Consider the following 21,665-nt stretch of genomic DNA (forward strand, 5'->3'; position numbering starts at 1 on the left):
CCGCCCGCCCGCCGCCGGAGCACGAGGAGAGGAGGACCGACATGCCCGGCAACCGACGAGGGCAGTCGTCACTGAAGGACCCGGAACTCTACGAGGAGCTCCGCGACGAAGGGGCGTCGAAGGAGAAGGCCGCGCGCATCTCCAACGCGGCCGCGGCACGCGGCCGGACCGAGGTCGGCCGGAAGGGCGGCGAGTCCGGCAGCTACGAGGACTGGACCGTGCCCGAGCTCAAGCGGCGCGCGAAGGAGCTCGGGCTGACGGGCTACAGCGACCTCCGGAAGGCCCAGCTCATCCAGCGGCTCCGGGACCGCTGAGGGGCGACGGATGCCGCGGCTGCGCCGCGTCGAGCCGTACGCGTCGCCCGGACTCACCCGCCATCGCAGCGGGCGCGGCTTCACGTACCGGCACCCGGACGGGAGCCGCGCCGACCGCGCCGAGCGCAACCGGATCGCCGACCTGGCGATCCCGCCGGCCTGGACCGACGTCTGGATCGCGGACGCGCCGAACGCCCACATCCTCGCGGTCGGGCTGGACGCCGCGGGCCGGCGGCAGTACCTCTACCACCCGGTCTGGCGCGAGCGGCAGGACGAGGAGAAGTTCGAGCGAATGACCGACCTCGCCGCGGCGCTGCCGGCGGCGAGGCGCGGCGTGCGACGCGACCTCGCGCTCGCCGAGCTGCTGCGCGAGCGCGTGCTCGCCGCGGCGTTCCGGACGCTCGACCTCGGTGCCATCCGCATCGGATCCGAGGAGTCGCTCGCGCAGGCCCGCAGCCGTGGCCTCACGACCCTGCTCGTGCGCAACGCCCGGCTCGAGGGCGTGGACGCGGTGCGACTCCGGTTCCGAGCCAAGGGCGGGGTGTCGCAGGACCTCCTGCTCGAGGACGCCGCGCTCGCGACGTTCGTCGACGGGATGGCCGACCGCTCGCCCGCATCGCGCCTCTACGCGTTCCCGGAGGGTCGTCGGATGCGCCCGCTCGGACCGGCGGACGTCAACGACGACATCCGGGAGCGGACCGGCGGCGACTTCACGGCCAAGGACTTCCGCACGCTGCGCGGCACGATCGCCGCCGCGGACCGGCTCGCGGAGCTCGGCACCGCCGGCACGCAACGGGCGCGGACGGCCGCGGTGCGCGAGGCGATCGCGCGGGCGAGCGACGTGCTGGGGAACACCCCGGCGATCGCGAGGGCGAGCTACGTGGACCCGCGCGTGGTCGAGGCGTACGAGCACGGTCGACTCGTGGGTCTCCGGGGCGGACGCGAGCGGGCCCTGCTCGAGCTGCTCGTCGACGACGCGGCCGACGCCTGACGTCCCGGGGCATGGCCGGGCCGACCCGGAACGGGGGTGTCCGGGCCGGCCACGAAGGGTCAGGCGGCTTCGACCGGCTTCGGCCCCCTCGGGACCTCCGGCGCGAGGCGCTCGAGGTCGAGGACGATGCCGCCGCCCGAGTTCGCGCCGCGCATGAGGTCCTCGATCCACTCGCGGTCGAGCTCGCCGGCCTCGACGGCCTCGAACACGAATCGGAGCGGGATGGCGGGGTGCAGCCAGAGCGAACTGCGACCGCGCGGCTGGCCGATGCCGTGGCGCCAGGACAACAGGAAGCTCTCGTTGCGGCGGAGCTTGGTCGTGATGGCGATCTTCAGGTGCGCGAGCGCCCGGTCGTCGATGTCGACGGGCGTCGCGGAGTCGCCGTAATAGAGGGTACCCACGCGAGCACAGTACCCCCGATAGGGGGGCCGTGACCGAGGAGTTCCGATACCGGATAGTGCGTTGTCCCCACGGCGTCCGCCGTCGGCGAGTTCACTCCTCGCGGACGTCCTCGGGGCGCGTGTCCGGCCGGAGCCCGCGCCACCTCGGATGCCGAGCGACGCCCGTCCGGGTCCACTCGCCGAACTCGATCTCGCCGACGACCTCGGGCCGCACCCACACGGCGTCGGACGCGTCCGCCGCGGGGACGTCCGCGAACGGCGACGCCTCGACGACGAGCCCGTCGAGCCGTGCCTGCAGTCGTTGCGTCTCGCGCTCGCGGAGTCCCGACCCGACCCGACCGGCATAGCGGAGCCCGCCGGGGCCGGGGATGCCGACGAGCAGCGAGCGGATGCGTCCGGCGCGGCTGCCGGTGCCCACCCGGTAGCCCCCGACGACGACCGCCTGCGTGCGCGACAGCTTGACCTTGACCCAGTCGTCGCTGCGGACGCCGGGCCGGTAGGTCGACGCGCGGCGCTTCGCGACGATGCCCTCGAGGCCGGCGCGCCGGGCCTCCTCGAGCGCCGCGATCGCGTCGAGGTCGACCACGGGCGGCACGTCGACCGGGGCATCGACGCCCGGTCGGAGGAGTCGCTCGAGGCGCCGCCGCCGCAGGTCGTACGGCTCGTCGACCGTCGGCACGCCGGCCACCTCGAGCACGTCGAACAGGTGGAGCCGGACCGGGACGGATGTCGCGGCCGCCGCGACCTCGCGCGGCCGTCCGAGGTTCATCCGCTGCTGGAGCAGGCCGAAGTCCGGGCGCCCCGCCTCGTCGAGGGCCACGATCTCGCCGTCGACGACGGCGTCGGCGCGCAGGGCCGACGCGAGCGCACCGAGCTCGGGGTAGGTCGCCGTCTGGTCGACCCCGTTCCGGCTCACGAGCCGCACGCCGCCGTCCTCCACGCGCGCGACGACGCGGATGCCGTCCCACTTCCACTCGATCGCCCAGTCGTCGCCGGTCACCAGCCCCGGCGCGCCGGCGACCGCGAGCATCGGGCGCGGCACGGGGTCGCGCGGTCGCGCCGGCGCGGCATCCGCCGTCGCGGCCCCGGGCGCGGCATCCGCCGTCGCCGCCCCTCGCGCGGCATCCGTCGTCGGGACGGCGGGCGTCGCGCGCTGCTCCTTCATGCGGTGCAGGAGCCACTGGCTCTTCTCGCCCTCGCCCTGGGTGCGGATGAGCGCGAGCCGGACCCGCCCGATCGGCCCGCCGACGCGGCCGTGCAGCGTGAAGATGACCTCGTCGTCGCGCCACTTCTCGGTCTCGTACGTGCCCGTGTCCCAGACGCTCATCGAGCCGGCGCCGTACTGTCCCTCCGGGATGGTGCCCGCGAAGTCGAGGTACTCCATCGGGTGGTCCTCGGTCTGCACCGCGAGGTGGTTCGTGCCGGACCCGTCGGGCACCCCCTTCGGCACGGCCCAGCTCTTCAGCACGCCGTCGCGCTCGAGTCGCAGGTCGAAGTGGAGTCGGCGGGCATGGTGCTCCTGGATCACGAACCGCGGGTCGCCGTCGTTCGCCACGCCCCATGCCGAGTCGGGCATGGGTTCCGGCGTGGCCCCGGTGGTGCGCATCGAGAGGTAGGCCTGCAGCGGGCCGTCGGCCGACGCCTGCGTCACCGCGAGCATCGGGTCGCCCCGCTCGGCGACGATGGCGAGCACCTCGCCGGCCTCCAGGTGGCGGAGCTGCGGATCGTCGAGCTCCTCCCAGGTCCGCGGCGCGGCGACCGTCGGGCGGAACCGGCCCCGGAGGGAGTACGGCGCGATCGTCGTCTTCTTGGCGTTGTTCTGGCTCCAGTCGATGAGCACGCGGCCGCCGCGCAGCGTCTTGCGCATGCTCGACACGACGAGGTCGGGATGGTCGGCCTCGAGCGCGCGCGCCAGCTCGTGCGCCACGGCCGAGACCTGCTCGGCCCCCTGGGCGCCGTCGAGCGGCGCGTAGAGATGGATGCCCTTGCTGCCGCTCGTGACCGGCACGGGTTCGAGGCCGATCGGCCGCAGCAGGTCGCGGACCAGCCGGGCGACCTCGGCGCACTCGGGCAGGCCGACCCCCTCGCCGGGGTCGAGGTCGAAGACCATGCGGTCGGGGTTCGCGGGCGCCCCGGACGGATCGAACCGCCACTGCGGCACGTGCAGCTCGATGGCGCCCATCTGGGCGAGCCAGACGAGCGTCGCCCGGGTGTCGGCGACCGGGTAGGACTTGTCGCCGTCGGAGTGGTGCTGGACCCCGCGCCGGATCCAGTCGGGCGCATGCTCCTCGAGGTGCTTCTCGAAGAACGCCTGCTCCGGGTGCGCCGGGGTGCCGACGCCATTCACCCACCGCTTGCGGGTGATCGGCCGGCCCGCCACGTGCGGCAGCATGACGGGCGCGATCTCCGCGTAGTAGGCGATCATCTCGCCCTTGGTCATGCCGGTCTCCGGATACATGACCTTGTCGAGGTTCGTGAGGCGCAGCCGACGCCCGTCGACGTCGACCACCTGCGCGGGTCCCTGCGCCATGCCCCCATCCTGCCCCTCCCGGATCATCCGGTGTCGGTCGCGCGCCGGGAACCGGTCGGGCGGGTGCCGTACGCCGCGCAGTGACCGGCACAGGCGGTGACGGATGCCGGCGGGGGTATCGCTCCCGCGCGAGCGGGTGTGTACTGGGGGCATGCGAGCCGTGTGGAAGGGGGCGGTCACGTTCGGCCTCGTCAACGTGCCCGTCAAGCTCTACAGCGCCACCGAGGACCACGACGTGTCGTTGCACCAGGTGCACGACAAGGACGGCGGACGCATCCGCTACCAGCGCGTGTGCGAGATCGACGGCGAGGTGGTGCCGTACCAGAACATCGACAAGGCCTACGACGATGGGGAACGCACCGTCATCATCACCGACCAGGACCTGAAGTCGCTGCCGGCCGAGCGCAGCCGCGAGATCGAGGTCGTCGAGTTCGTGCCGACCGAGCAGGTCGACCCGATCATGTTCGACCGGAGCTACTACCTCGAGCCCGACTCCGCCTCGAACAAGGCGTACGTGCTGCTGCGCGAGGCGCTGGAGTCGACGGACCGGACGGCGATCGTGCGGATGTCGCTGCGGCAGAAGACGCGCCTCGCCGCGCTGCGCGTGCACGGTGACGTGCTCATGGTGCAGACCCTGCTGTGGAGCGACGAGGTCCGCGCCGCGGAGTTCCCGTCGCTCGACGAGCCGGTGAAGATCACGAAGACCGAGCTCGACCTGTCGAAGCAGCTGATCGAGAGCCTGGCGAACGACTTCGAGCCCGACCAGTACGTCGACGAGTACCAGCGCGACCTTCGCACGCTCATCGAGGCGAAGCTCGAGCAGGGCGACGCGATCGACACCGCGGCGACGTTCGGCGAGCAGCCCGAGGAGGGCGGCGGCGAGGTCATCGACCTGATGGAGGCGCTGCGGCAGTCGATCGCGGCCAAGCGCGGGGGCGAGTCGGACGCGGCGTCCGCGTCCGCGGCATCCGACGCCTCGACGAAGGGGAAGGCGAAGTCCTCGTCCGCGTCCAAGAAGGCTCCCGCGAAGCGCAAGGCGGCCGAGAAGGCCGGCTGAGGCCGAGGCCGGCGGCCCCGGCGGAGCGGTCGTCACACCGCGGAAACACGGCGTCGGCGGCGACGAAACGTGCGCGCACTAGCGTCCATTCGTCACGCCCGTCCCGCACCGTCCGACCTTCGACCAAGGAGCCGCCAGATGGCAGTCCACCGCACCCCTCATCGACGCGCCCGATCGGGCGCCACGGCCGCGGCGATCGCCGCGGCCGTGCTCGTCCTGTCCGGCTGCGCCGCGTCCGGCTCCGGGGACTCCCCCGGCGACGGCGCGTCGTACGGCGAGATCAGCGTGCAGTACTCGTGGATCAAGAACGAGGAGTTCGCCGGCGAGTTCTACGCCTACGAGAACGGCTACTACGACGACGCCGGCTTCGACGAGGTGATCGGCATCTCGGGCCCCGACACGGGCGTCGCGAAGCTCCTGTCGGGCTCGGCGCAGGTCGCGCTCAGCGACGCCGCGTCGATCGGCGCCGCGGTCGCCGAGCAGGACGCCCCGCTGAAGATCATCGGCGCCACGTTCCAGAAGAACCCGTTCACGATCCTCTCGCTCGCCGACGGCGCCGACATCGCGACGCCCGACGACCTCGTCGGCAAGCGCATCGGCGTCCAGGACTCCAACGCCTCGGTCTTCGCCGCGCTGCTGAACGCGAACGGGATCTCGCCGGACGACGTCACGGTCGTGCCGGTCGACTTCGACCCGACGCCGCTGATGAACGGCGAGGTCGACGGCTTCATGGCCTACCTGACCAACGAGGCCATCACGGTCGAGGAGGCCGGCTACGAGGTCACGAACCTCGCCTACGCCGAGAACGGGGTGCCGTACGTCGCCGAGACGTACTCGGTGACCGAGCAGTACCTCGCCGAGAACCCGGACCTGCTGAAGGCGTTCCTCATCGCCGAGATCAAGGGCTGGACCGATGTGTTCCAGGAGTCGACCGATGACACGGTCGAGCTGATCCAGGGCTACTACAACCAGGCGGCCGAGGAGTCGGAGGACGGCCTCGAAGCCGTCTTCGGCGCGCTCGACCCGGTGAAGACCGGCAAGGGCCTCGAGGCCGAGAAGCTGCTCATCAGCACCCCCGAGACCGAGGCGAACGGCCTCTTCACGATCTCCGACGAGCTCAAGCAGCAGACGGTCGACTCGCTGGCCGCGGCCGGGTGGGACGTCTCGGTCGACGACCTGTTCGACACGACGCTCATCGAGGAGATCTACTCGGAGATGCCCGAGCTGGTCGACTACCTCCCCTGAGGCCGATGAGCGAGCACACCACGACGGATGCCGGGGCCCGCGCGACGGGCTCCGGCATCCGGATCGACGGCCTGGGCAAGACCTTCCACACCGGCCGCGGCCGGACCGTGACCGCCCTGGCGGACACGCACCTGCACACCGACCGCGGCTCGTTCCTCGCCCTGCTCGGGCCGTCGGGGTGCGGGAAGTCGACGATCCTGCGCATCCTCGCCGACCTCGAGCGGCCGACGACGGGCGAGGTGACGGTCGACGGCCGCACCCCTGCCGAACTCCGCCGCGACAGCGAGCTCGGCATCGCCTTCCAGGACCACGCGCTGCTGCCGTGGCGGAGCGTCCGGTCGAACATCCGCCTGGTCTACGAGGTCGCCGGACGCCGGCCGGACGCCGACTACATCGCCGAGCTGATCCGGCTCGTCGGACTGACCGGGTTCGAGAAGGCCAAGCCCGCCCAGCTCTCGGGCGGCATGCGCCAGCGCGTGTCGATCGCCCGGGCTCTGGCGCTGAAGCCGTCGGTGCTGCTGCTCGACGAGCCGTTCGGCGCGCTCGACGACATGACGCGACAGAACCTCAACCTCGAGCTGCTGCGCATCTGGACGGAGAAGCCCGCGACGACGCTGCTCGTCACCCACGGCATCTCCGAGGCGATCTTCCTGTCGGACCGCGTCGCGGTGATGTCGCCGAGGCCGGGTCGCATCAAGGAGGTCATCGAGGTCGACCTGCCCCGGCCGCGGACGCCGGACCTCATGCGGACGCCGGAGTTCCACGCGCTGCACGACCGCGCCTCCGAGCTGCTGTTCGGGCGCGACGGCGCCGCCGTGGAGGCGTGATGGCCCGCGCACGCATCCCCGGATGGGCTGCCGGCCTGATCGGCGCCCTCGCGCTGCTGGCGGCCTGGTGGGCGTTCTCCGCGACGGTGTTCCAGCCGCCGCCGGGCACGACCTTCACACCGGTGCCCTCGCCGTTCACCGTGCTGCAGACCATCTGGCAGGACGGGCTGACGCCGTACTGGAACGTGTTCCAGGTCACGATCGCCGAGGCCGCGATCGGCTACGCGTGGGGCAACGGCGTCGCCCTGCTGCTCGCCGCGACCGTCCTTCTCCTGCCCCGCATCGAACCGGTCGTCGTGCAGGTCGCCGTGGTCAGCTACTGCCTGCCCGTGGTCGCGGTCGGGGGGATCGCGATCGTCGTGCTCGGCGGCGCGAAGCGTGCCGGCGACCCGAGTGCGACGGCGGTCTTCCTCGCCGCCCTCGCGGTCTTCTTCACGACCGTCGTCGGCGCGCTCCTCGGGTTCAAGGCCGCCGACCGCGCGAGCCTCGACGTCGTCCACGTCTACGGCGGATCCCGGTTCACCGCGCTGCGCAAGGTCCGCCTGGTCGCGGCACTGCCCGCGATCCTCAACGCCCTCCAGATCGCGGTGCCCTCGGCGTTCCTCGGCGCGGTCCTCGGCGAGTACCTCGGGGGCACGGACCGCGGCGTGGGCATCACCCTGATCAAGCTGCAGGGCGACCTCGATCCGGCGCGCGTCTGGGCGGTCTTCCTGCTGACGGCCGTCGTCGCCCTCATCGGCTACGCCGCGGTCGGGGCACTCGCGCGCGTCGTGACGCCGTGGGTCTCCGGACGGGCGGCCGCATGAGGGCGGCGACGGCCCGCGCCGTGGGCCGGGCGCTCCTGAACGCCGGGCTCACCCTCGTGATCGTGCTGGCCCTGTGGTGGGCGGTGGTGAACCTGACCGGGATCTCGCCGTACGTCGCGAAGGGACCGGCGGAGGTCTGGGACTTCCTGGTGTCGTCGGCGGATGCCGCGGCGAACCGCGCCGAACTCATGCCGCTGCTCGGGCAGAGCCTCGCCGACGCCGCGCTCGGCTTCGTCGTCGGCATGCTCACCGCCGTCGTGCTCGCGATCGTGTTCTCGCTCTCGCGCACCGTCGAAGCGGGGGTGCTCCCGTTCGCACTGCTGCTGCGCTCGGTGCCGCTCGTGGCGATCGCGCCCGTGATCATCCTCATCACCGGGCGCGGGACCGTGGCATCCGTCGCCGTCATCGGAAGCATCGTCGTGCTCTTCCCCGCCCTGGCGTCCGTGCTGTTCGGCCTGAACCGCGCGTCACGGGAGAGCCTCGACCTGGTCCACGTCTACGGCGGGGGCCGCGCGATGCAGCTGCGCACCGTCGTCGTGCCCGGCGCGCTCCCGTCGCTGTTCGCGGCGGCCCGGGTCTCGGTGCCCGGCGCCGTCACGGGCGCGCTGCTCGCCGAGTGGTTGTCGACCGGGACGGGCATCGGCGGCTCGATCGTGAAGTTCACCGCGTCGGCGCGCTTCGACGACCTGTGGGCGTCGGTCGCGCTCATCACGATCGTGACGCTGCTGCTCTACAACCTCGTCCGGCTCGCGGAGACCGTCGTGCTCGCACGCATGGGGATGGGGTCCTCGGTGCAGTGAGCGGCCGCCGTGCGGCGGCCGGTGTCGGGGGTCCGGGCGAGACTCGGACCGATCCGGAAGGAGCCCTCGTGTCCAGTGCACCCACCCCGATCGACCCGCCCGAGCTGCCGCGCAGTCCGGCCTTCGCCCAGGGCATGCTCGTGCCCGCGGGCCCGCTGCTGTTCGTCGGCGGCCAGAACGGCGTCGACGCGTCGGGCGAGCTGCTCGACGGCCTCGGCGCGCAGACCGAGCAGGCGCTGCGCAACCTGCTCGCCGTGCTCGCCGCCGCGGGCAGCGGTCCGGAGCAGGTCGCCAGGCTGACGATCCACCTCGACCCATCGGTCGATCCCACGGAGGCCTACGCGGCGACGCAGTCCACGTGGGGCGCGCACCGCACGGCGGTGACCGTGCTCGCGATCGCGCCGGCGAAGCCGGGCGCCCTGGTCGAGATCGACGCGGTCGCCGCGGTGCCCGGCTCGTGAGGCGACCCGCGGGCCCGGGTCGGGGTCGGCACCACGCCGCGGCGCGCGGGCGCGACCCGGTGCGGCCGCGGTCGCGACCACGTAGCGTGGCGGCATGACGGACAAGGACGACATCCTGGGCCGCTTCGCGGCCGGCGAGGCCGGCCCTCCGCCCGCGCCGCGCATCGTCGACGGGGAGACCGCGGGCGGCGAACCGGCGGACGAGGTCGCCGACGCGGACGAGGCGCACGACACCGGCGACGCGGACGAGACCCCCGGGAGCTGACCCGCGTCAGCCGCCGTGCGGCTCGACGGGGAACCCGAGCGCGCCGAGCGCCCAGGCGTAGTGCCCGCCGAGGCACTCGTGGACGGGCTCGGCGAGGGTCGCGTCGCCCAGCCAGGCACGCCGGTCGCGGAACACCGCGGCATCCGTCATCGTGTCGAGCCGCGCGAGCGCCGAGCGATGGCTCGCCCGGAGCCGCTCGCGGGCCGCCGCGAGGTCGCCGTCGCCGCGGTAGGTGTCGCGCAGGTCCCGGTTCAGCCGGTCGAGGTCGCGCCACCCGTAGCCCTCCGCCGGGTAGTCGGGCGTGCCGCCGGCGGCGTCGGTCGCGAGCCAGCCGAGCAGCAGCCCGTGCCAGGCATGCAGGTGGTTCACCACGTCCACCGCGTCGCGGTCCCGCGGCTCCGGGGCGGCCGCACCGGGCATCGCGGCGGGCGACGAGAGCGGGGCGTCGCCGACCCCGTCGAGGGCGCGCTCGAGTTCGGCGAAGCGCTCCTCGGCGCGAGCGACGAGGGTGGCACGGTCGTCGGGGATCGTCACGGGGCCGGCCTACGAGCCCCGCGTCACGGCGACGATGGCCGCGGACGCCGCGGGGACCTCGACCGTCCGGTCCGGCGCCCCGGCCGCGGCGAGCGCGGCGTCCGTCGCGAGCAGGACGGTCACCGGCCCGTCGAGCTCGACCGCCCACGGCGCCTCGCCGAGGTTGGCCAGCACCACGACGCGCTCGGCGGCGTCGGGGGCACCGCGGTCCATGCGGAACCGGTGCGCCGCGTCATCCGCCCACGCGGTCGTGTGCCCGAACGCCGGATCGGTGAGCTCGGGGCGCTGCCGGCGCAGCGCGAGCAGCCGCCGGTGCAGGTCGAGCAGGCGCGCGTGCGCGCCGTCGGCGCCCTCGGGTTCCGACCAGTCGAGCTTCGAGCGCCGGAACGTGTCCGGGTCCTGGGGGTCGGGCACGGCCGACTCGTCCCAGCCCATCCGGGCGAACTCGGCGATGCGGCCCTCGGCCGTCGCGCGCCCGAGCTCGGGCTCCGGATGCGAGGTGAAGAAGGCCCACGGCGTCGACGCGCCCCACTCCTCCCCCATGAACAGCATCGGCGTGAACGGGCTCGTGAGGTTGAGCACGGCCGCGATCGCGAGTCGGCGTTCGCCGAGCGCCGGCGAGAGCCGGTCGCCCGCGGCGCGGTTGCCGACCTGGTCGTGGTCCTGCGTGAACGTCACGAGCCGCCACGTCGGCACGTCCGGGTCGATCGGGCGTCCGTGGTCGCGTCCCCGGAACGACGAGAAGGTGCCGTCGTGGAAGAACCCCCGCGTCGTCGTCTTCACGAGCGCGTCGAGCGGCGCGAAGTCGGCGTAGTAGCCCGCCGTCTCACCCGTGAGGGCGACGTGCATGGCGTGGTGGTGGTCGTCGCTCCACTGCGCCGTGAGGCCGTACCCGCCCGCCTCGCGGGGCAGGATGAGCGTGGGGTCGTTGAGGTCGGACTCGGCGATGAGCGTGAGCGGCCGGCCGACGTGCGCCGAGAGCGCGTCGGCGTGCTCGGCGAGTTCGCGCAGGATGTGCCGGCTCGACCGGTCGCGCAACGCGTGGACCGCATCGAGCCGCAGCCCGTCGACGTGGAGGTCGCGCAGCCACATCATCGCGTTCTCGACGACGTAGCGACGCACCTCGGGCTCGTCGAGGTTCACCGAGTCGCCCCACGTGTTGCGTTCACCGCTGCGCAGGTACGGCGCGAACCGGGGCAGGTAGTTGCCGCTCGGCCCGAGGTGGTTGTAGACGACGTCCTGGATCACCGCGAGCCCGCGGGCGTGGCACGCGTCGACGAACCGCTGGTAGGCGGCCGGGCCGCCGTAGGCCTCGTGCACGGCGTACCAGAGCACGCCGTCGTACCCCCAGTTGTGGACGCCGTTGAACGCGTTCACGGGCAGCAGCTCGACGAGGTCCACGCCGAGGTCGACGAGGTGGTCGAGTCGCTCGATCGCCGAGTCGAGCGTGCCGTCGGCCGTCCAGGTGCCGACGTGGAGCTCGTAGACGACGCCGCCCGCGAGCTGCCGCCCCGTCCAGCCGGAGTCGGCCCAGTCGTGCGCCCCGAGGTCGACGGCCGCGCTGAGGTCGTGCACCCCGCGGGGCTGGCGCCGCGACCGGGGATCGGGCAGCGCCCGGTCGTCGTCGTCGAGCACGAAGCCGTACTCGTCGCCCGGCGCGAGCGTCACGTCGGCGTGCCAGCGGTCGCGGTCGTCGCGTTCCATGGGCAGGTCGGCGTGGCCGGGCCGCCGCAGCGCGACCCGCTGCGGGATCGGCGCCCAGAGCTCCACGGTCATCGGTGCGCCTCCTCGTCCGGGGCGTCGTCGATGGATGCCGTCGGCGCGAGCAGCGCGACCGGGTAGGTCGCGAGCAGGTCGCCGAGCGGGATCGCCCCGCCGAGCGCGGCGTCGGGCTCGAATCGCCGGCCGGTCAGGAGGTCGGCCACCGGTCCGCTGCGCACGAGCACGGCGGTGTCGCCCCACGCGCCGGGCGGAGCGGATGCCGCGGCCGGCGTCGCGGCGTCCTCGGCCGTCGCACCGCGACGGCCCAACCCGACGGGCAGCCGGGTCGCGACGGTCACCGCACCGCCGCGGTCGAAGGCGATCGCGTGCTCGGCCGCCTCGCCGACGACGTCGAGGGGGCGGTACGCCGTGAACCACTCGGGGTGGTCTCGGCGGGCCCGGAGGGCGCGTGCGGTCACGAGCAGCTTCGCGGCGGCGGTGTCGTCGACGCGAGGCGGTTCGCCCGCCGCGGTCGCGGCCTCCGCCTCGGCGAGCAGCCGGCGGCGCAGCTCGAAGTCGACGGGCCGCCGGTTGTCCGGATCGACGAGGCTCGTCTCCCACAGCTCGCTGCCCTGGTACACGTCGGGCACGCCGGGCATCGTCAGCTGCAGCACCTTCGCCGAGAGCCCGTTCGACCAGCCCGCCGGGGCGAGTCGCGCGACGAGTCGGTCGATCCGGTCGCGCACGGCCGGCGCGTCGTACGCCCGGTCGACGACCGCGTGCATGCGGGACTCGAAGGTCGCGTCCGGTGCCGTCCACCGGGTCGAGTTCCCCGCCTCCCGCGCGGCCTTCTCGACGTAGGCGTGCATGCGCTCCCGTTCGATGGGCCATGCGCCGACGAGGGCCTGCCAGAGCAGTGCGTCGAACGGCCCGTCGCCCGTGGTGCCCGCGCCCGCGTCGGAACGCAGCCACTCGAGCTCGTCGACCCAGAGCTGCGGGACCTCGCTCAGCACGTCGATGCGCGCCCGCACGTCCTCGCCGCGCTTGGTGTCGTGCGTCGAGAGCGTCGTCATCGAGTGCGGCCACGCCGCCTGGCGCCGCAGCTGCCGTTCGTGGAACCGTGCGACGTCGATCGCGAACTCCGACGGGTCGCCGCCGACCTCGGTGAGCGAGGTGAGCCGCGTGTACCGGTAGAACGCCGTGTCCTCGACGCCCTTGGCCATCACCATGCCGCTCGTCTGCTGGAAGCGCACCGCGACCGGCGACGCCGGGTCGGCGAGCATCGGCAGCAGCGCGTCGATCGCCCCGAGCAGGTCGGGGCGGTGCTCGGCGGCGAGCCGCGCGGCGGCCTCGAGGTGCTCCCGCCCCGCGGGAAGGTACGAGCGGTAGACCGGGAAGCACGCCAGCAGCTCCGCGAGCGCGTCGGCGGCGTCCGCGGGCCTCGGCTCCGGCAGCATCCGTTCCAGCCTCAGCACCTCGCTGCGCAGGATGCCGTCGGCGATGCTGCGCTTGGTGCCGTGGATCAGCTCGTGCCAGTCCACCTGCCCGCCGAGGGCGGTCTCGGTGCGCAGGCGCACGTCGAGCGCGTCGAGCAGCGCCTCGCCCGCCGGGTCGACGAGCACCCGGTCGACGTCGGCGAGCGCGTCGTAGCCGGTCGTGCCGTCCGTGCGCCAGTGCGGCGGCAGGGGCTCGTCGCCCTCGAGGATCTTCTCGACCAGGACGTAGGCGCCCCCGGTCGCCTCGGCGAGCCGGTCGAGGTAGGCGCCGGGACGCGCGAGCCCGTCGGGGTGATCGACGCGGAGGCCGTCGGCGAGGCCCTCCCGCACCCACCGGACGATCTCGGCGTGCGTCGCGTCGAAGACCCGCGGCACTTCGACGCGCACGCCCGCGAGCTCGTTGACGGCGAAGAACCGCCGGTAGTTGAGCTCGTCGTCGGCGCGCTGCCAGTTCACGAGCTCGTAGTGCTGGCGGCCGTGCACCGCGAGCGCGCCCGCCCCGTCGTCGGCCGACCCCGGAGCGAGCGGGAAGCGGTGCTCGAAGTAGCGCAGCTCGCCGTGCTCGACGCGCAGGTCGCCGGCGGCCGCGGCCTCCTCGACCGTGCCGCCGAGCACCGGCAGGCGCACCCGGCCGTCCGCCAGCGCCCAGTCGACGTCGAAGGCCTCGGCGTGCGGGGAGTCGGGGCCGAACTCGAGCAGGCTCCACCACCACGGGTTCTGCGCGGCATCCGCCACGCCCACGTGGTTCGGCACGAGGTCGACGAGGATGCCGCGACCGGCCGCGTGCGCGGCATCCGCCACGGCCGCGAGCCCCACCGAGCCACCGCGCGCCGCGTCGACCCGGTCGTGCGCGACGACGTCGTAGCCATGGTCGGAGCCCGCGCGCGACGGCAGCAGGGGCGACAGGTAGAGCCAGTCGGCGCCGAGCGCGTCGAGGTAGTCGACCACGGCGGCCGCCTCGTGCAGGTCGAATCCGGCGCGCACCTGGAGGCGGTACGTCGACCGCGGCTCCCGCGCGGCCGGCCCGCTCATGCGCCCGCCTCCGCGTTCGGGGCGATGCTCTCGTCGCTGGTCGCGGCCACCATGGCCGACAGCGAGGCGGCGACCGAGTGGTCGACCTCGTCGGGCGTCGGATCGTGCTGGCGGAGCACGACGAGCGAACGCTGCTCCAGCGGGATCGTGCCGCCCGGCTGGATCGGATCGCTGTCGGCGCGGTGCCCCGCCGTGTCGATCAGGACCTCCCACTCCGGGGAGAACTCGTGCTTGGGGATCGTGAACTCGACCGTGTCGTCGTGCGCGTTGAACAGCACGATGAAGTGCCGGTCGACGATCCGCTCGCCGCGACGATCGCGCTCCCGGATGCCCTCGCCGTTCAGGAACACGCCGATCGCCTTGCCGAAGCCGGCATCCCAGTCCTCGGGCGCCATCACCGAGCCGTCGGGTCGGAGCCAGACGATGTCCGGGACGGGACCGCCCTCGGGCTGGCGCACCGGCCGACCGTCGAAGAACCGGCTGCGCCGGAACGTCGGGTGCTCGGCACGGAGCCGGGCCACCGCGGCGGTGAACTCCACGAGGGGCTGGTCGGCATGGTCCCAGTCGATCCAGCTCAGCTCGCTGTCCTGCGCGTACACGTTGTTGTTGCCCTGCTGGCTCCGTCCGAGCTCGTCGCCGTGCGAGAGCATGGGCACGCCCTGCGAGAGCAGCAGGGTCGCGATGAAGTTGCGCTGCTGCCGCGCCCTCAGGGTGAGGATGTCGGGGTCGTCCGTCGGCCCCTCGACGCCGAGGTTCGACGAGCGGTTGTGCGATTCGCCGTCGCGGTTGTCCTCCCCGTTCGCCTCGTTGTGCTTCTCGTCGTACGACACGAGGTCGCGCAGCGTGAACCCGTCGTGCGCGGTGATGAAGTTGATGGATGCCACGGGGCGGCGACCCGAGTGCTCGTACAGGTCGGCCGAACCCGTGAACCGCGACGCGAACTCGCCCAGCGTCGCCGGCTCGCCGCGCCAGAAGTCGCGGACCGTGTCGCGGTACTTGCCGTTCCACTCCGTCCACTGGGGCGGGAAGTTGCCGACCTGGTAGCCGCCGGGACCGACGTCCCACGGCTCGGCGATGAGCTTGACCTGCGAGACGACCGGGTCCTGCTGCACGAGCTCGAAGAAGGTCGACAGCTTGTCGACCTCGTAGAACTCGCGGGCGAGCGTCGAGGCGAGGTCGAACCGGAATCCGTCGACGTGCATCTCGAGCACCCAGTAGCGCAGCGAGTCCATGATGAGCTGCAGCGCGTGCGGGTGGCCGACGTTGAGCGAGTTGCCGGTGCCCGTGTAGTCCATGTAGTAGCGCGGGTCGTCGTCGACGAGGCGGTAGTACGCGGCGTTGTCGATGCCGCGCATCGAGAGCGTCGGGCCGAGGTGATTGCCCTCGGCGGTGTGGTTGTAGACGACGTCGAGGATGACCTCGATGCCCGCGGCGTGCAGCGCCTTCACCATCGCCTTGAACTCCTGCACCTGCTCGCCGCGCTGGCCGGTCGAGGCGTAGGCGTTGTGCGGTGCGAGGAACGCGATGGTGTTGTAGCCCCAGTAGTTCGACAGGCCCTTCTCCTGCAGGGTGCCGTCGTTGACGAACTGGTGCACCGGCATGAGCTCGATCGCCGTGACGCCGAGCTTGCGCAGGTGCTCGATGACGACCGGATGCCCCACCGCGGCGTAGGTGCCCCGGATCTCCTCCGGCACGCCCGGCAGGCTCTCGGTGAGGCCCTTCACGTGCGCCTCGTAGATGAAGGACGCGGCGTACGGGGTGCGGGGGTGCCGGTCTCCCGTCCAGTCGAAGAACGGGTTCGTGACCACGCCGAGCATCATGCTCTTCGCCGAGTTCTGGTCGTTCCGCCCGTCGGGCTGGCCGAACGGGTAGCCGAACAGCGACTGGTTCCAGTTCAGCTCGCCCTCGACGGCCTTCGCGTACGGGTCGAGGAGCAGCTTGTTCGGGTTGCACCGCAGCCCCTTGGCCGGGTCGTTCGGCCCGTACACGCGGTATCCGTACCGCTGCCCGGGCTGCACCTGCGGGAGGTAGGCGTGCCAGATGAACGCGTCGACGTCGATGAGCTCGACGCGCTTCTCGCGGCGCCGGTTGTCGAACAGGCAGAGCTCGACCTTCTCGGCGACCTCGCTGAACAGCGCGAAGTTCGTGCCGTTCCCGTCGAACGTCGCGCCGAGCGGGTAGGTGGAGCCGGGCCAGGTGTGCATTCGTCCCCCGATGGTCTGCCTCCGGCCATCGTAGGGGGCGGATGTTTCAGGGTCGCGACCGGTTGACGCCCGGACGGCGGAGGGTCCGCGCCGACCCTCCCCGGCGCGCCGACGGAACGCGAACGGCCGGGGCGCGACCTCATCGCGTCCCGGCCGTTCGCCGGACGATCCCTACTCGTCGCAGGAGGCGCCGACCGCCGCCGAGGCCTCCTGGACCGCGGCCTGCTGCTCGGCGAGCTGATCCGGGTCCTGCTCGATGGTCATCGCGGACGGGTCCTCCTCGGACGGAACCTCCTCGAGCCCGTCGGCGTACGTCGACACCTCGTTCAGCGCCGTCTGGAACTCGCCGAGCGAGTCGATGAGCGCGCTGTCGTCACCGGCGTCCTCGATGAGCGCGTCGGTGCGGCTCGATGCGTCGCCGAGGTAGCTCTGCAGTTCGTCGAGCGACGGCGGCGCCGCGAGGTTGTTCTGGACGCCGTTCGAGATGTCGCGGACCTGTGCCGCGATCGACGCGCAGTCGGCCGGCGCCGCGCTGTCGCTCGCGTCGCCGCCCCCCGAGGCGCACCCCGACAGCGCCAGCGCGCCGGCGAAGACCACTGCTGCGGGCATGATGAAACGTCGCATGATGCAAACTCCCCCTGTTTCGTGTGCAACAGGTGGAGCATAGTCCCGCCCGCCGACGGCCGTCGGAGCCCGGGCTGCGGCGCCCACCGAGGTCGTTGCCGCGCACGCCGCAGGGTGGGACGATGGAACGTCGCCGTCGTGCGTATTCGGTGCGCGAGATGTTCGGACGTCGTGAGGGCAGGATCGCCGCAGCCCCGCTCGTACTCGGTGCGATCGGGCTGGTGCTCCTGATCGCGCTCTGGGCTCGCGTGCCGACATCCGGTCCGGACCCGCGGGTGTTCCCTCCCGGCATGACCTCGACCTCGGCGGCCGAGCTCGCCGAGCGATTCCTCGACGTGCGGACCGACCACGACATCGATGCTGCGCGAGCCTTCCTCGCGGACCGCGTCCGTGTGCTCCCCATGGGGACGACGAACCCGTCGCCGAGACCGTCGGGGCCTGGGCCCCGACCCTCGACCGCGACGAGGTGCTCCTCGCCCTGACGGCCGAGGACCTGCTGGACCTGCGATTCGCGTCGACCGCGTGCGCTCCCATCGATGGCGGCGGACGCGTCTCCTGCTCGGTCGAGCTCGACTCGCGGCTCCGCCGGATCGACGGGCTCGCACCGCGCCGCACCTCGCTCCTCGTCGAGGCGCACGGCGGAGTGATCGACGCGGTTGGCCTGCCCTACGCGGACATCTGGTTCGAGCCCGGCAGCATCTCCCCGAGCGAGTTCGAGGGCTTCATGCACTGGCTCGCGTTCCCGTCCGCGACGCCCTGGCCCGATCCGAACGGACGGTTCGAGGCGATCTTCGACACGTACGGCCAGGAATGGATCATGCAGCTCGAGCCCGACGCGGTCGACCTGCTCGCGGTGTCGCTCGACGGGTACGAGCGGTTCGCGACCACCGCCCGCTCGGACCTCGGTTCGGCGATCGACGAATTGGTCTCGACGCAATCTGGGGGCGTCTCGATCGTCACCCGACGGGACGGGGTGCGGTCGATCTGGACGGCCGGTGATGCGAACTCCGACGGTGATCCGATCGATCCCGAAACGCGGTTCCGGATCGCCAGCCTCACCAAGACGTTCGTCGCGACGGCCGTCCTGCAACTCGTCGACGAGGGACGGCTCGAACTCGACGCACCGCTCTCCCGCTACCTGCCCGGTACTCCCATCGGCGGTGATGCCGCCATCCGGACGCTCCTCGGCCATCGGAGCGGCATCCCCGACTACACCGAGTCCCCGGACTACGTCGCACTGACCCGGGGCGACCGGGCCAGGTGGATCACGCCGGCCGAGATCCTCGCGCTCGCCGCAGGCATGGCGTCCAGGCCGCCCGGGAACTACGCGTACTCGAACACGAACTACGTCCTGCTCGGACTGCTCGTCGAAGGGATCGACGGCACCGACCTCGCCACCGCACTGGCGAACCGCATCATCGACCCGCTCGGCCTCGCGTCGACCCGACTCGCGGCCCCCGACGATCCCCCCGACCCCGCCCTCGCCGGCGCGTGGACGTCACCGGGCGCGGGTTCCCTGGGGCTCCGCGGCGACCCGGCGGAGCCCTACGACTCGATCGCCTCCGTCGCATGGGCCGCGGGCGGCATGATCAGCACACCGGAGGACCTCGCGACCTTCCTCGACGCCCTGGTCTCCGGCGAGCTGGTCTCGCCGGGCGCGTTCGCGGAGATGCTCCCCGACCCGGACGCGGGCGTCGGGCTCGGCCTGTTCGTCGCCGACCTCGGCGGATGGGGGCACGCCGGCGGGCAGGAGACATCCGTCGTGGGGAACACCGGATGGATCGACGGCTACCGCTCGACGATGGCGATCGATCCGGTCAGCGGCGACACCGTCGTCGTGCTGGCGAACAGCGACGGGCTCGACCCTGCGGCGATGGTCTACTGGGTCACGCTCGGTCGATGAGGCCCGGCCGACGAGCGTCCCGCGTGCGCTCGACTCCTAGGCTCGCGCGCCTCCTCCCGGCTCCACGGCGAGCGGCGGGCGGACGGTGCCGTCGGTCGGCGCCGCGGCATCCGTGCCGAGGAGCGTCGGCCGGTTGCCCCCGTCGACGTGCACGATCCGCGGAGACCACCCGTCGAGCTCATCGGCGCCGACGAGCGCGTACGAGATCACGATCACGAGGTCCCCGACGCCGACCAGGTGTGCGGCGGCGCCGTTGATCCCGATCACGCCCGACCCGCGCTCGCCCTCGATCACGTACGTCTCGAGGCGGGCGCCGTTGGTCACGTCGACGACCGCCACCTGCTCGCCGGGGACGAGGTCGGCGGCGTCGAGCAGGTCGGCATCGATCGTGAGCGATCCGACGTAGTGCAGGTCCGCATGGGTCACGGTGGCTCGGTGGATCTTGGACTTGAGGAGGGTGCGCAGCACGGACGTCCGTTCGGTCGAGGGCGGGTTCGGCCCTCCGAGTATCCACGACCCGCGCGCGCACGGTCCTGCCGCGACTCGCGCCGCAGCCGTGTCAACCCTCCTGCGCGATCGGGCGCGGGTGAGAGGGTGGAATCGCTGGGCTGGACAAGGGCGTCTGGTTCCGCGAGGCCGTCCGCGGGACCGCATCGCGGGGGTTGCGACGATCCCCGGGCGAGCCGCCCACGGCGGCGTCCTGATCGGGGGATCCGGGCGTCGCCGCGTCCGTTCGGCCACCGCGTCCCGGATCGGCGACTCGCGCCGCCTCCCGGTGCAGATGCATGGCTCCTGTTCAGTCGGTCGGGGCGAGGCCGAGTCGCCGGCAGAACGGCTCGTGAGCTTCGCGCTGCTCGTTCGGGAACACCGCGGTCACGCCGTCCAGGCGCAGGCAAGCCTCGAGCGGTGGAATCTCGTACTCGACCCCGTCTACGGGCGGTTGGGTGGCGTGCGGGCCGACGGCGCCGATCCGCCACACCGCCGCGCACATGTCGAGCGCGTCCGCTTCCTGCAGTCGGGTGGTGCCATCGGGTGCTTCGGCGGCGGGTGCCCCGGCAGTGACGAACGCGGAGTTCGGATCGGGTTCGCCGTAGCAGTAGGCGGCGTCGTCTCTGAGCACGGGGTTCGCCAGCGCAGCCCAGGCGGCTCCCATGCCGGCGACACCCACCAGCCCGATCGCGCCGACGATGGTCACCCGCCGCTGCAGTGTGCGTCGCCGATCCTCGGCCGCTGCGCGGGCGAGCAGCATTCGCTCGAGCGCAGCGTATTCCTGTCCGGTCGGTTCGATGGATCGCATCAGCTTCCCCCTTCCGTGTAGGCCGCGGCATCCGCTCGGAGCAGTGCCCGGGCCCGGCCGAGCCGATTGCGGACGGAGCCGTGGCTGATGCCGAGCGCATCGGCCGCTTCTCGATACGTGAGGCCGTCAACCGCGCACAGGCGCAGGATCGCTTGGTCGATCGGCTCGAGGCGGGCGACCGACGCATCGATGCGCGCCATGAGCTGAGCGCGAACCGCCTTGGCCTCGGGCTCGGAGTCCGTCCCGCTCTCCAGGTCGGTAGGCAGGCGGTGGGTCGTGCGCCGGTGATTGTGTCGGCGGCGATTGGCGGACAGATGCCGGGTGCACACCAGCAGCCAGGGCAGCGCCGAGGTGCCGGCGAACTGGATCGTCCGGCGCTTCTTCCACAGCAGCAGGAACACGTCCTGCATGAGCTCTTCCGCGTCGGCACGCGAACCCGTCTCGAGGAAGGCGCGCGCGAACACCACCCGGCAGTACTGCTCGTACAGCGCCGCCAGCGCGCGGGCGTCGCCCTCACGCGCCCGCCTCAACAGCTCCGCATCGTCAGCTATGCCACTCCCGTCGGATCACCTACTGAAGGATGTCCGGCCAGGGGGAACCGTCTCAAACTCGCACCCGCGACGCATTCACTGAGGGATGATCCACTGGCAGCCGCGGGCTCGCCGGGGCCAGCCGGGTCGTGCGCGCGCTGCTGGCCGACCGTCCTGGCCGGCATGTGGTCGACTAGCGTGAGGGGATGACGAACGAGGCTCCGATCGAGGACGCGCCGATAGGCGGCGACGGCATTCGCCTCGGGCAGTTCCTGAAGTTCGCCGGGCTCCTCGACTCCGGTGGAGACGTGAAGGACGCCATCACCGCCGGCGACGTGGCAGTGAACGGTGAAGTGGATCGGCGACGCGGGCGGCAGCTCGTGCTCGGCGATATCGTCAGCTTCGACGGACGCAGGCTTCGCGTCTGCCCGTGAGGGCGACGGCGACTCCGACGATCCTGATGGAGGCACGCCATCTGAATGTGCTCGCCGATCTCGTGCGCGTGGAAGGCCATTCGCCCACGTTCCCGCCACTTGGAGGATTCCCGGCACGCGGAGGAAGCGGCCGCGCGTCGGCTTGATCGCCTCCGCCTCCCATGACCCGAACACGGTCAGGTGACGCGGGTGGCGGGCGAGCTTCGCCACACT

The 21,665-nt window shown here is 72.6% G+C and carries 21 protein-coding genes; 11 read left to right on the forward strand and 10 right to left on the reverse strand.

Going from position 1 to position 21,665, the window contains the following annotated elements:
- The first annotated feature begins 41 nt into the window (after positions 1–41).
- Together ABD230_RS05890 and ABD230_RS05895 are read left to right on the forward strand one after the other, a co-directional pair.
- Positions 42–314 carry a DUF7218 family protein gene (locus ABD230_RS05890; protein WP_344370288.1) on the forward strand — a complete coding sequence of 91 codons (273 nt, stop codon included), beginning with the start codon at positions 42–44 and terminating at the stop codon, positions 312–314.
- Between the two features lie 10 nt (positions 315–324).
- The gene (locus ABD230_RS05895) at positions 325–1,305 is read left to right on the forward strand and encodes a DNA topoisomerase IB (RefSeq protein WP_344370289.1); all 981 of its coding nucleotides are present in this window, start codon (positions 325–327) and stop codon (positions 1,303–1,305) included.
- A gap of 59 nt (positions 1,306–1,364) precedes the next feature.
- Here the strand turns inward: ABD230_RS05895 and ABD230_RS05900 are convergent, their stop codons facing one another.
- The gene (locus tag ABD230_RS05900; protein ID WP_344370291.1) at positions 1,365–1,706 is read right to left on the reverse strand and encodes a DUF7882 family protein; all 342 of its coding nucleotides are present in this window, start codon (positions 1,704–1,706) and stop codon (positions 1,365–1,367) included.
- A 91-nt stretch (positions 1,707–1,797) separates the two neighbouring features.
- The gene (locus ABD230_RS05905) at positions 1,798–4,236 is read right to left on the reverse strand and encodes an ATP-dependent DNA ligase (protein WP_344370292.1); all 2,439 of its coding nucleotides are present in this window, start codon (positions 4,234–4,236) and stop codon (positions 1,798–1,800) included.
- A gap of 151 nt (positions 4,237–4,387) precedes the next feature.
- On the opposite strand from ABD230_RS05905, the gene ku reads away from it, so the two are divergent.
- The 7 genes from ku to ABD230_RS05940 all read left to right on the forward strand — a co-directional run bounded on the left by ku (position 4,388) and on the right by ABD230_RS05940 (position 9,697).
- On the forward strand, positions 4,388–5,293 hold the full coding sequence (gene ku, locus ABD230_RS05910; RefSeq protein WP_344370294.1) for a non-homologous end joining protein Ku: 906 nt from the start codon (positions 4,388–4,390) through the stop codon (positions 5,291–5,293).
- 138 nt (positions 5,294–5,431) lie between these two features.
- A complete protein-coding gene (locus tag ABD230_RS05915) occupies positions 5,432–6,538 on the forward strand; it encodes an ABC transporter substrate-binding protein (protein WP_344370295.1) in 1,107 nt (368 codons plus the stop codon).
- A 5-nt stretch (positions 6,539–6,543) separates the two neighbouring features.
- Entirely contained in the window at positions 6,544–7,365 is an 822-nt protein-coding gene (locus ABD230_RS05920; RefSeq protein ID WP_344370297.1) for an ABC transporter ATP-binding protein, read from the forward strand.
- Positions 7,365–8,171: an ABC transporter permease gene (locus tag ABD230_RS05925; RefSeq protein WP_344370299.1), complete on the forward strand. Its 807-nt coding sequence runs from the start codon at positions 7,365–7,367 to the stop codon at positions 8,169–8,171. The genes ABD230_RS05920 and ABD230_RS05925 overlap by 1 nt, the downstream gene beginning before the upstream one ends.
- Positions 8,168–8,971, forward strand: a complete 804-nt coding sequence (locus ABD230_RS05930) for an ABC transporter permease (protein ID WP_344370300.1) — start codon at positions 8,168–8,170, stop codon at positions 8,969–8,971. Before ABD230_RS05925 ends, ABD230_RS05930 begins: the two co-directional genes overlap by 4 nt.
- 68 nt (positions 8,972–9,039) lie before the next feature.
- Positions 9,040–9,432 (forward strand): RidA family protein, encoded by a 393-nt coding sequence (locus ABD230_RS05935; protein WP_344370301.1) that lies wholly within the window; start codon positions 9,040–9,042, stop codon positions 9,430–9,432.
- Positions 9,433–9,526: 94 nt separating this feature from the next.
- Positions 9,527–9,697 carry a hypothetical protein gene (locus tag ABD230_RS05940; protein ID WP_344370302.1) on the forward strand — a complete coding sequence of 57 codons (171 nt, stop codon included), beginning with the start codon at positions 9,527–9,529 and terminating at the stop codon, positions 9,695–9,697.
- A gap of 6 nt (positions 9,698–9,703) precedes the next feature.
- Here ABD230_RS05940 and ABD230_RS05945 read toward each other — a convergent pair whose 3' ends face one another.
- From ABD230_RS05945 to ABD230_RS05965, 5 genes are all read right to left on the reverse strand, one after another.
- Positions 9,704–10,231: a ClbS/DfsB family four-helix bundle protein gene (locus ABD230_RS05945; protein WP_344370303.1), complete on the reverse strand. Its 528-nt coding sequence runs from the start codon at positions 10,229–10,231 to the stop codon at positions 9,704–9,706.
- A 9-nt stretch (positions 10,232–10,240) separates the two neighbouring features.
- Positions 10,241–12,007 (reverse strand): malto-oligosyltrehalose trehalohydrolase, encoded by a 1,767-nt coding sequence (gene treZ / locus ABD230_RS05950; protein ID WP_344370305.1) that lies wholly within the window; start codon positions 12,005–12,007, stop codon positions 10,241–10,243.
- Positions 12,004–14,460 carry a malto-oligosyltrehalose synthase gene (treY, locus tag ABD230_RS05955; protein ID WP_344370307.1) on the reverse strand — a complete coding sequence of 819 codons (2,457 nt, stop codon included), beginning with the start codon at positions 14,458–14,460 and terminating at the stop codon, positions 12,004–12,006. Before treY ends, treZ begins: the two co-directional genes overlap by 4 nt.
- Positions 14,457–16,664: a glycogen debranching protein GlgX gene (gene glgX, locus ABD230_RS05960; RefSeq protein ID WP_344370308.1), complete on the reverse strand. Its 2,208-nt coding sequence runs from the start codon at positions 16,662–16,664 to the stop codon at positions 14,457–14,459. Before glgX ends, treY begins: the two co-directional genes overlap by 4 nt.
- Before the next feature lie 171 nt (positions 16,665–16,835).
- A complete protein-coding gene (locus ABD230_RS05965; RefSeq protein WP_344370309.1) occupies positions 16,836–17,273 on the reverse strand; it encodes a hypothetical protein in 438 nt (145 codons plus the stop codon).
- A 481-nt stretch (positions 17,274–17,754) separates the two neighbouring features.
- Between ABD230_RS05965 and ABD230_RS05970 the strand changes: the two genes are divergently transcribed.
- Positions 17,755–19,191: a serine hydrolase domain-containing protein gene (locus tag ABD230_RS05970; RefSeq protein ID WP_344370310.1), complete on the forward strand. Its 1,437-nt coding sequence runs from the start codon at positions 17,755–17,757 to the stop codon at positions 19,189–19,191.
- Between the two features lie 36 nt (positions 19,192–19,227).
- On the opposite strand, the gene panD is transcribed toward ABD230_RS05970, so the two are convergent.
- The 3 genes from panD to ABD230_RS05985 all read right to left on the reverse strand — a co-directional run bounded on the left by panD (position 19,228) and on the right by ABD230_RS05985 (position 21,018).
- Entirely contained in the window at positions 19,228–19,659 is a 432-nt protein-coding gene (gene panD, locus ABD230_RS05975; RefSeq protein WP_344370312.1) for an aspartate 1-decarboxylase, read from the reverse strand.
- 328 nt (positions 19,660–19,987) lie between these two features.
- Positions 19,988–20,488, reverse strand: coding sequence for a hypothetical protein (locus ABD230_RS05980; protein ID WP_344370315.1), 501 nt, complete (start codon positions 20,486–20,488; stop codon positions 19,988–19,990).
- On the reverse strand, positions 20,488–21,018 hold the full coding sequence (locus tag ABD230_RS05985; protein WP_344370318.1) for an RNA polymerase sigma factor: 531 nt from the start codon (positions 21,016–21,018) through the stop codon (positions 20,488–20,490). Before ABD230_RS05985 ends, ABD230_RS05980 begins: the two co-directional genes overlap by 1 nt.
- A gap of 206 nt (positions 21,019–21,224) precedes the next feature.
- Between ABD230_RS05985 and ABD230_RS05990 the strand changes: the two genes are divergently transcribed.
- Positions 21,225–21,452: an RNA-binding S4 domain-containing protein gene (locus tag ABD230_RS05990; RefSeq protein ID WP_344370320.1), complete on the forward strand. Its 228-nt coding sequence runs from the start codon at positions 21,225–21,227 to the stop codon at positions 21,450–21,452.
- Positions 21,453–21,665 lie beyond the last annotated feature (213 nt).

The organism is Agromyces tropicus, assembly GCF_039531345.1.
In the GTDB taxonomy this organism is placed as follows: Bacteria; Actinomycetota; Actinomycetes; order Actinomycetales; family Microbacteriaceae; genus Agromyces; species Agromyces tropicus.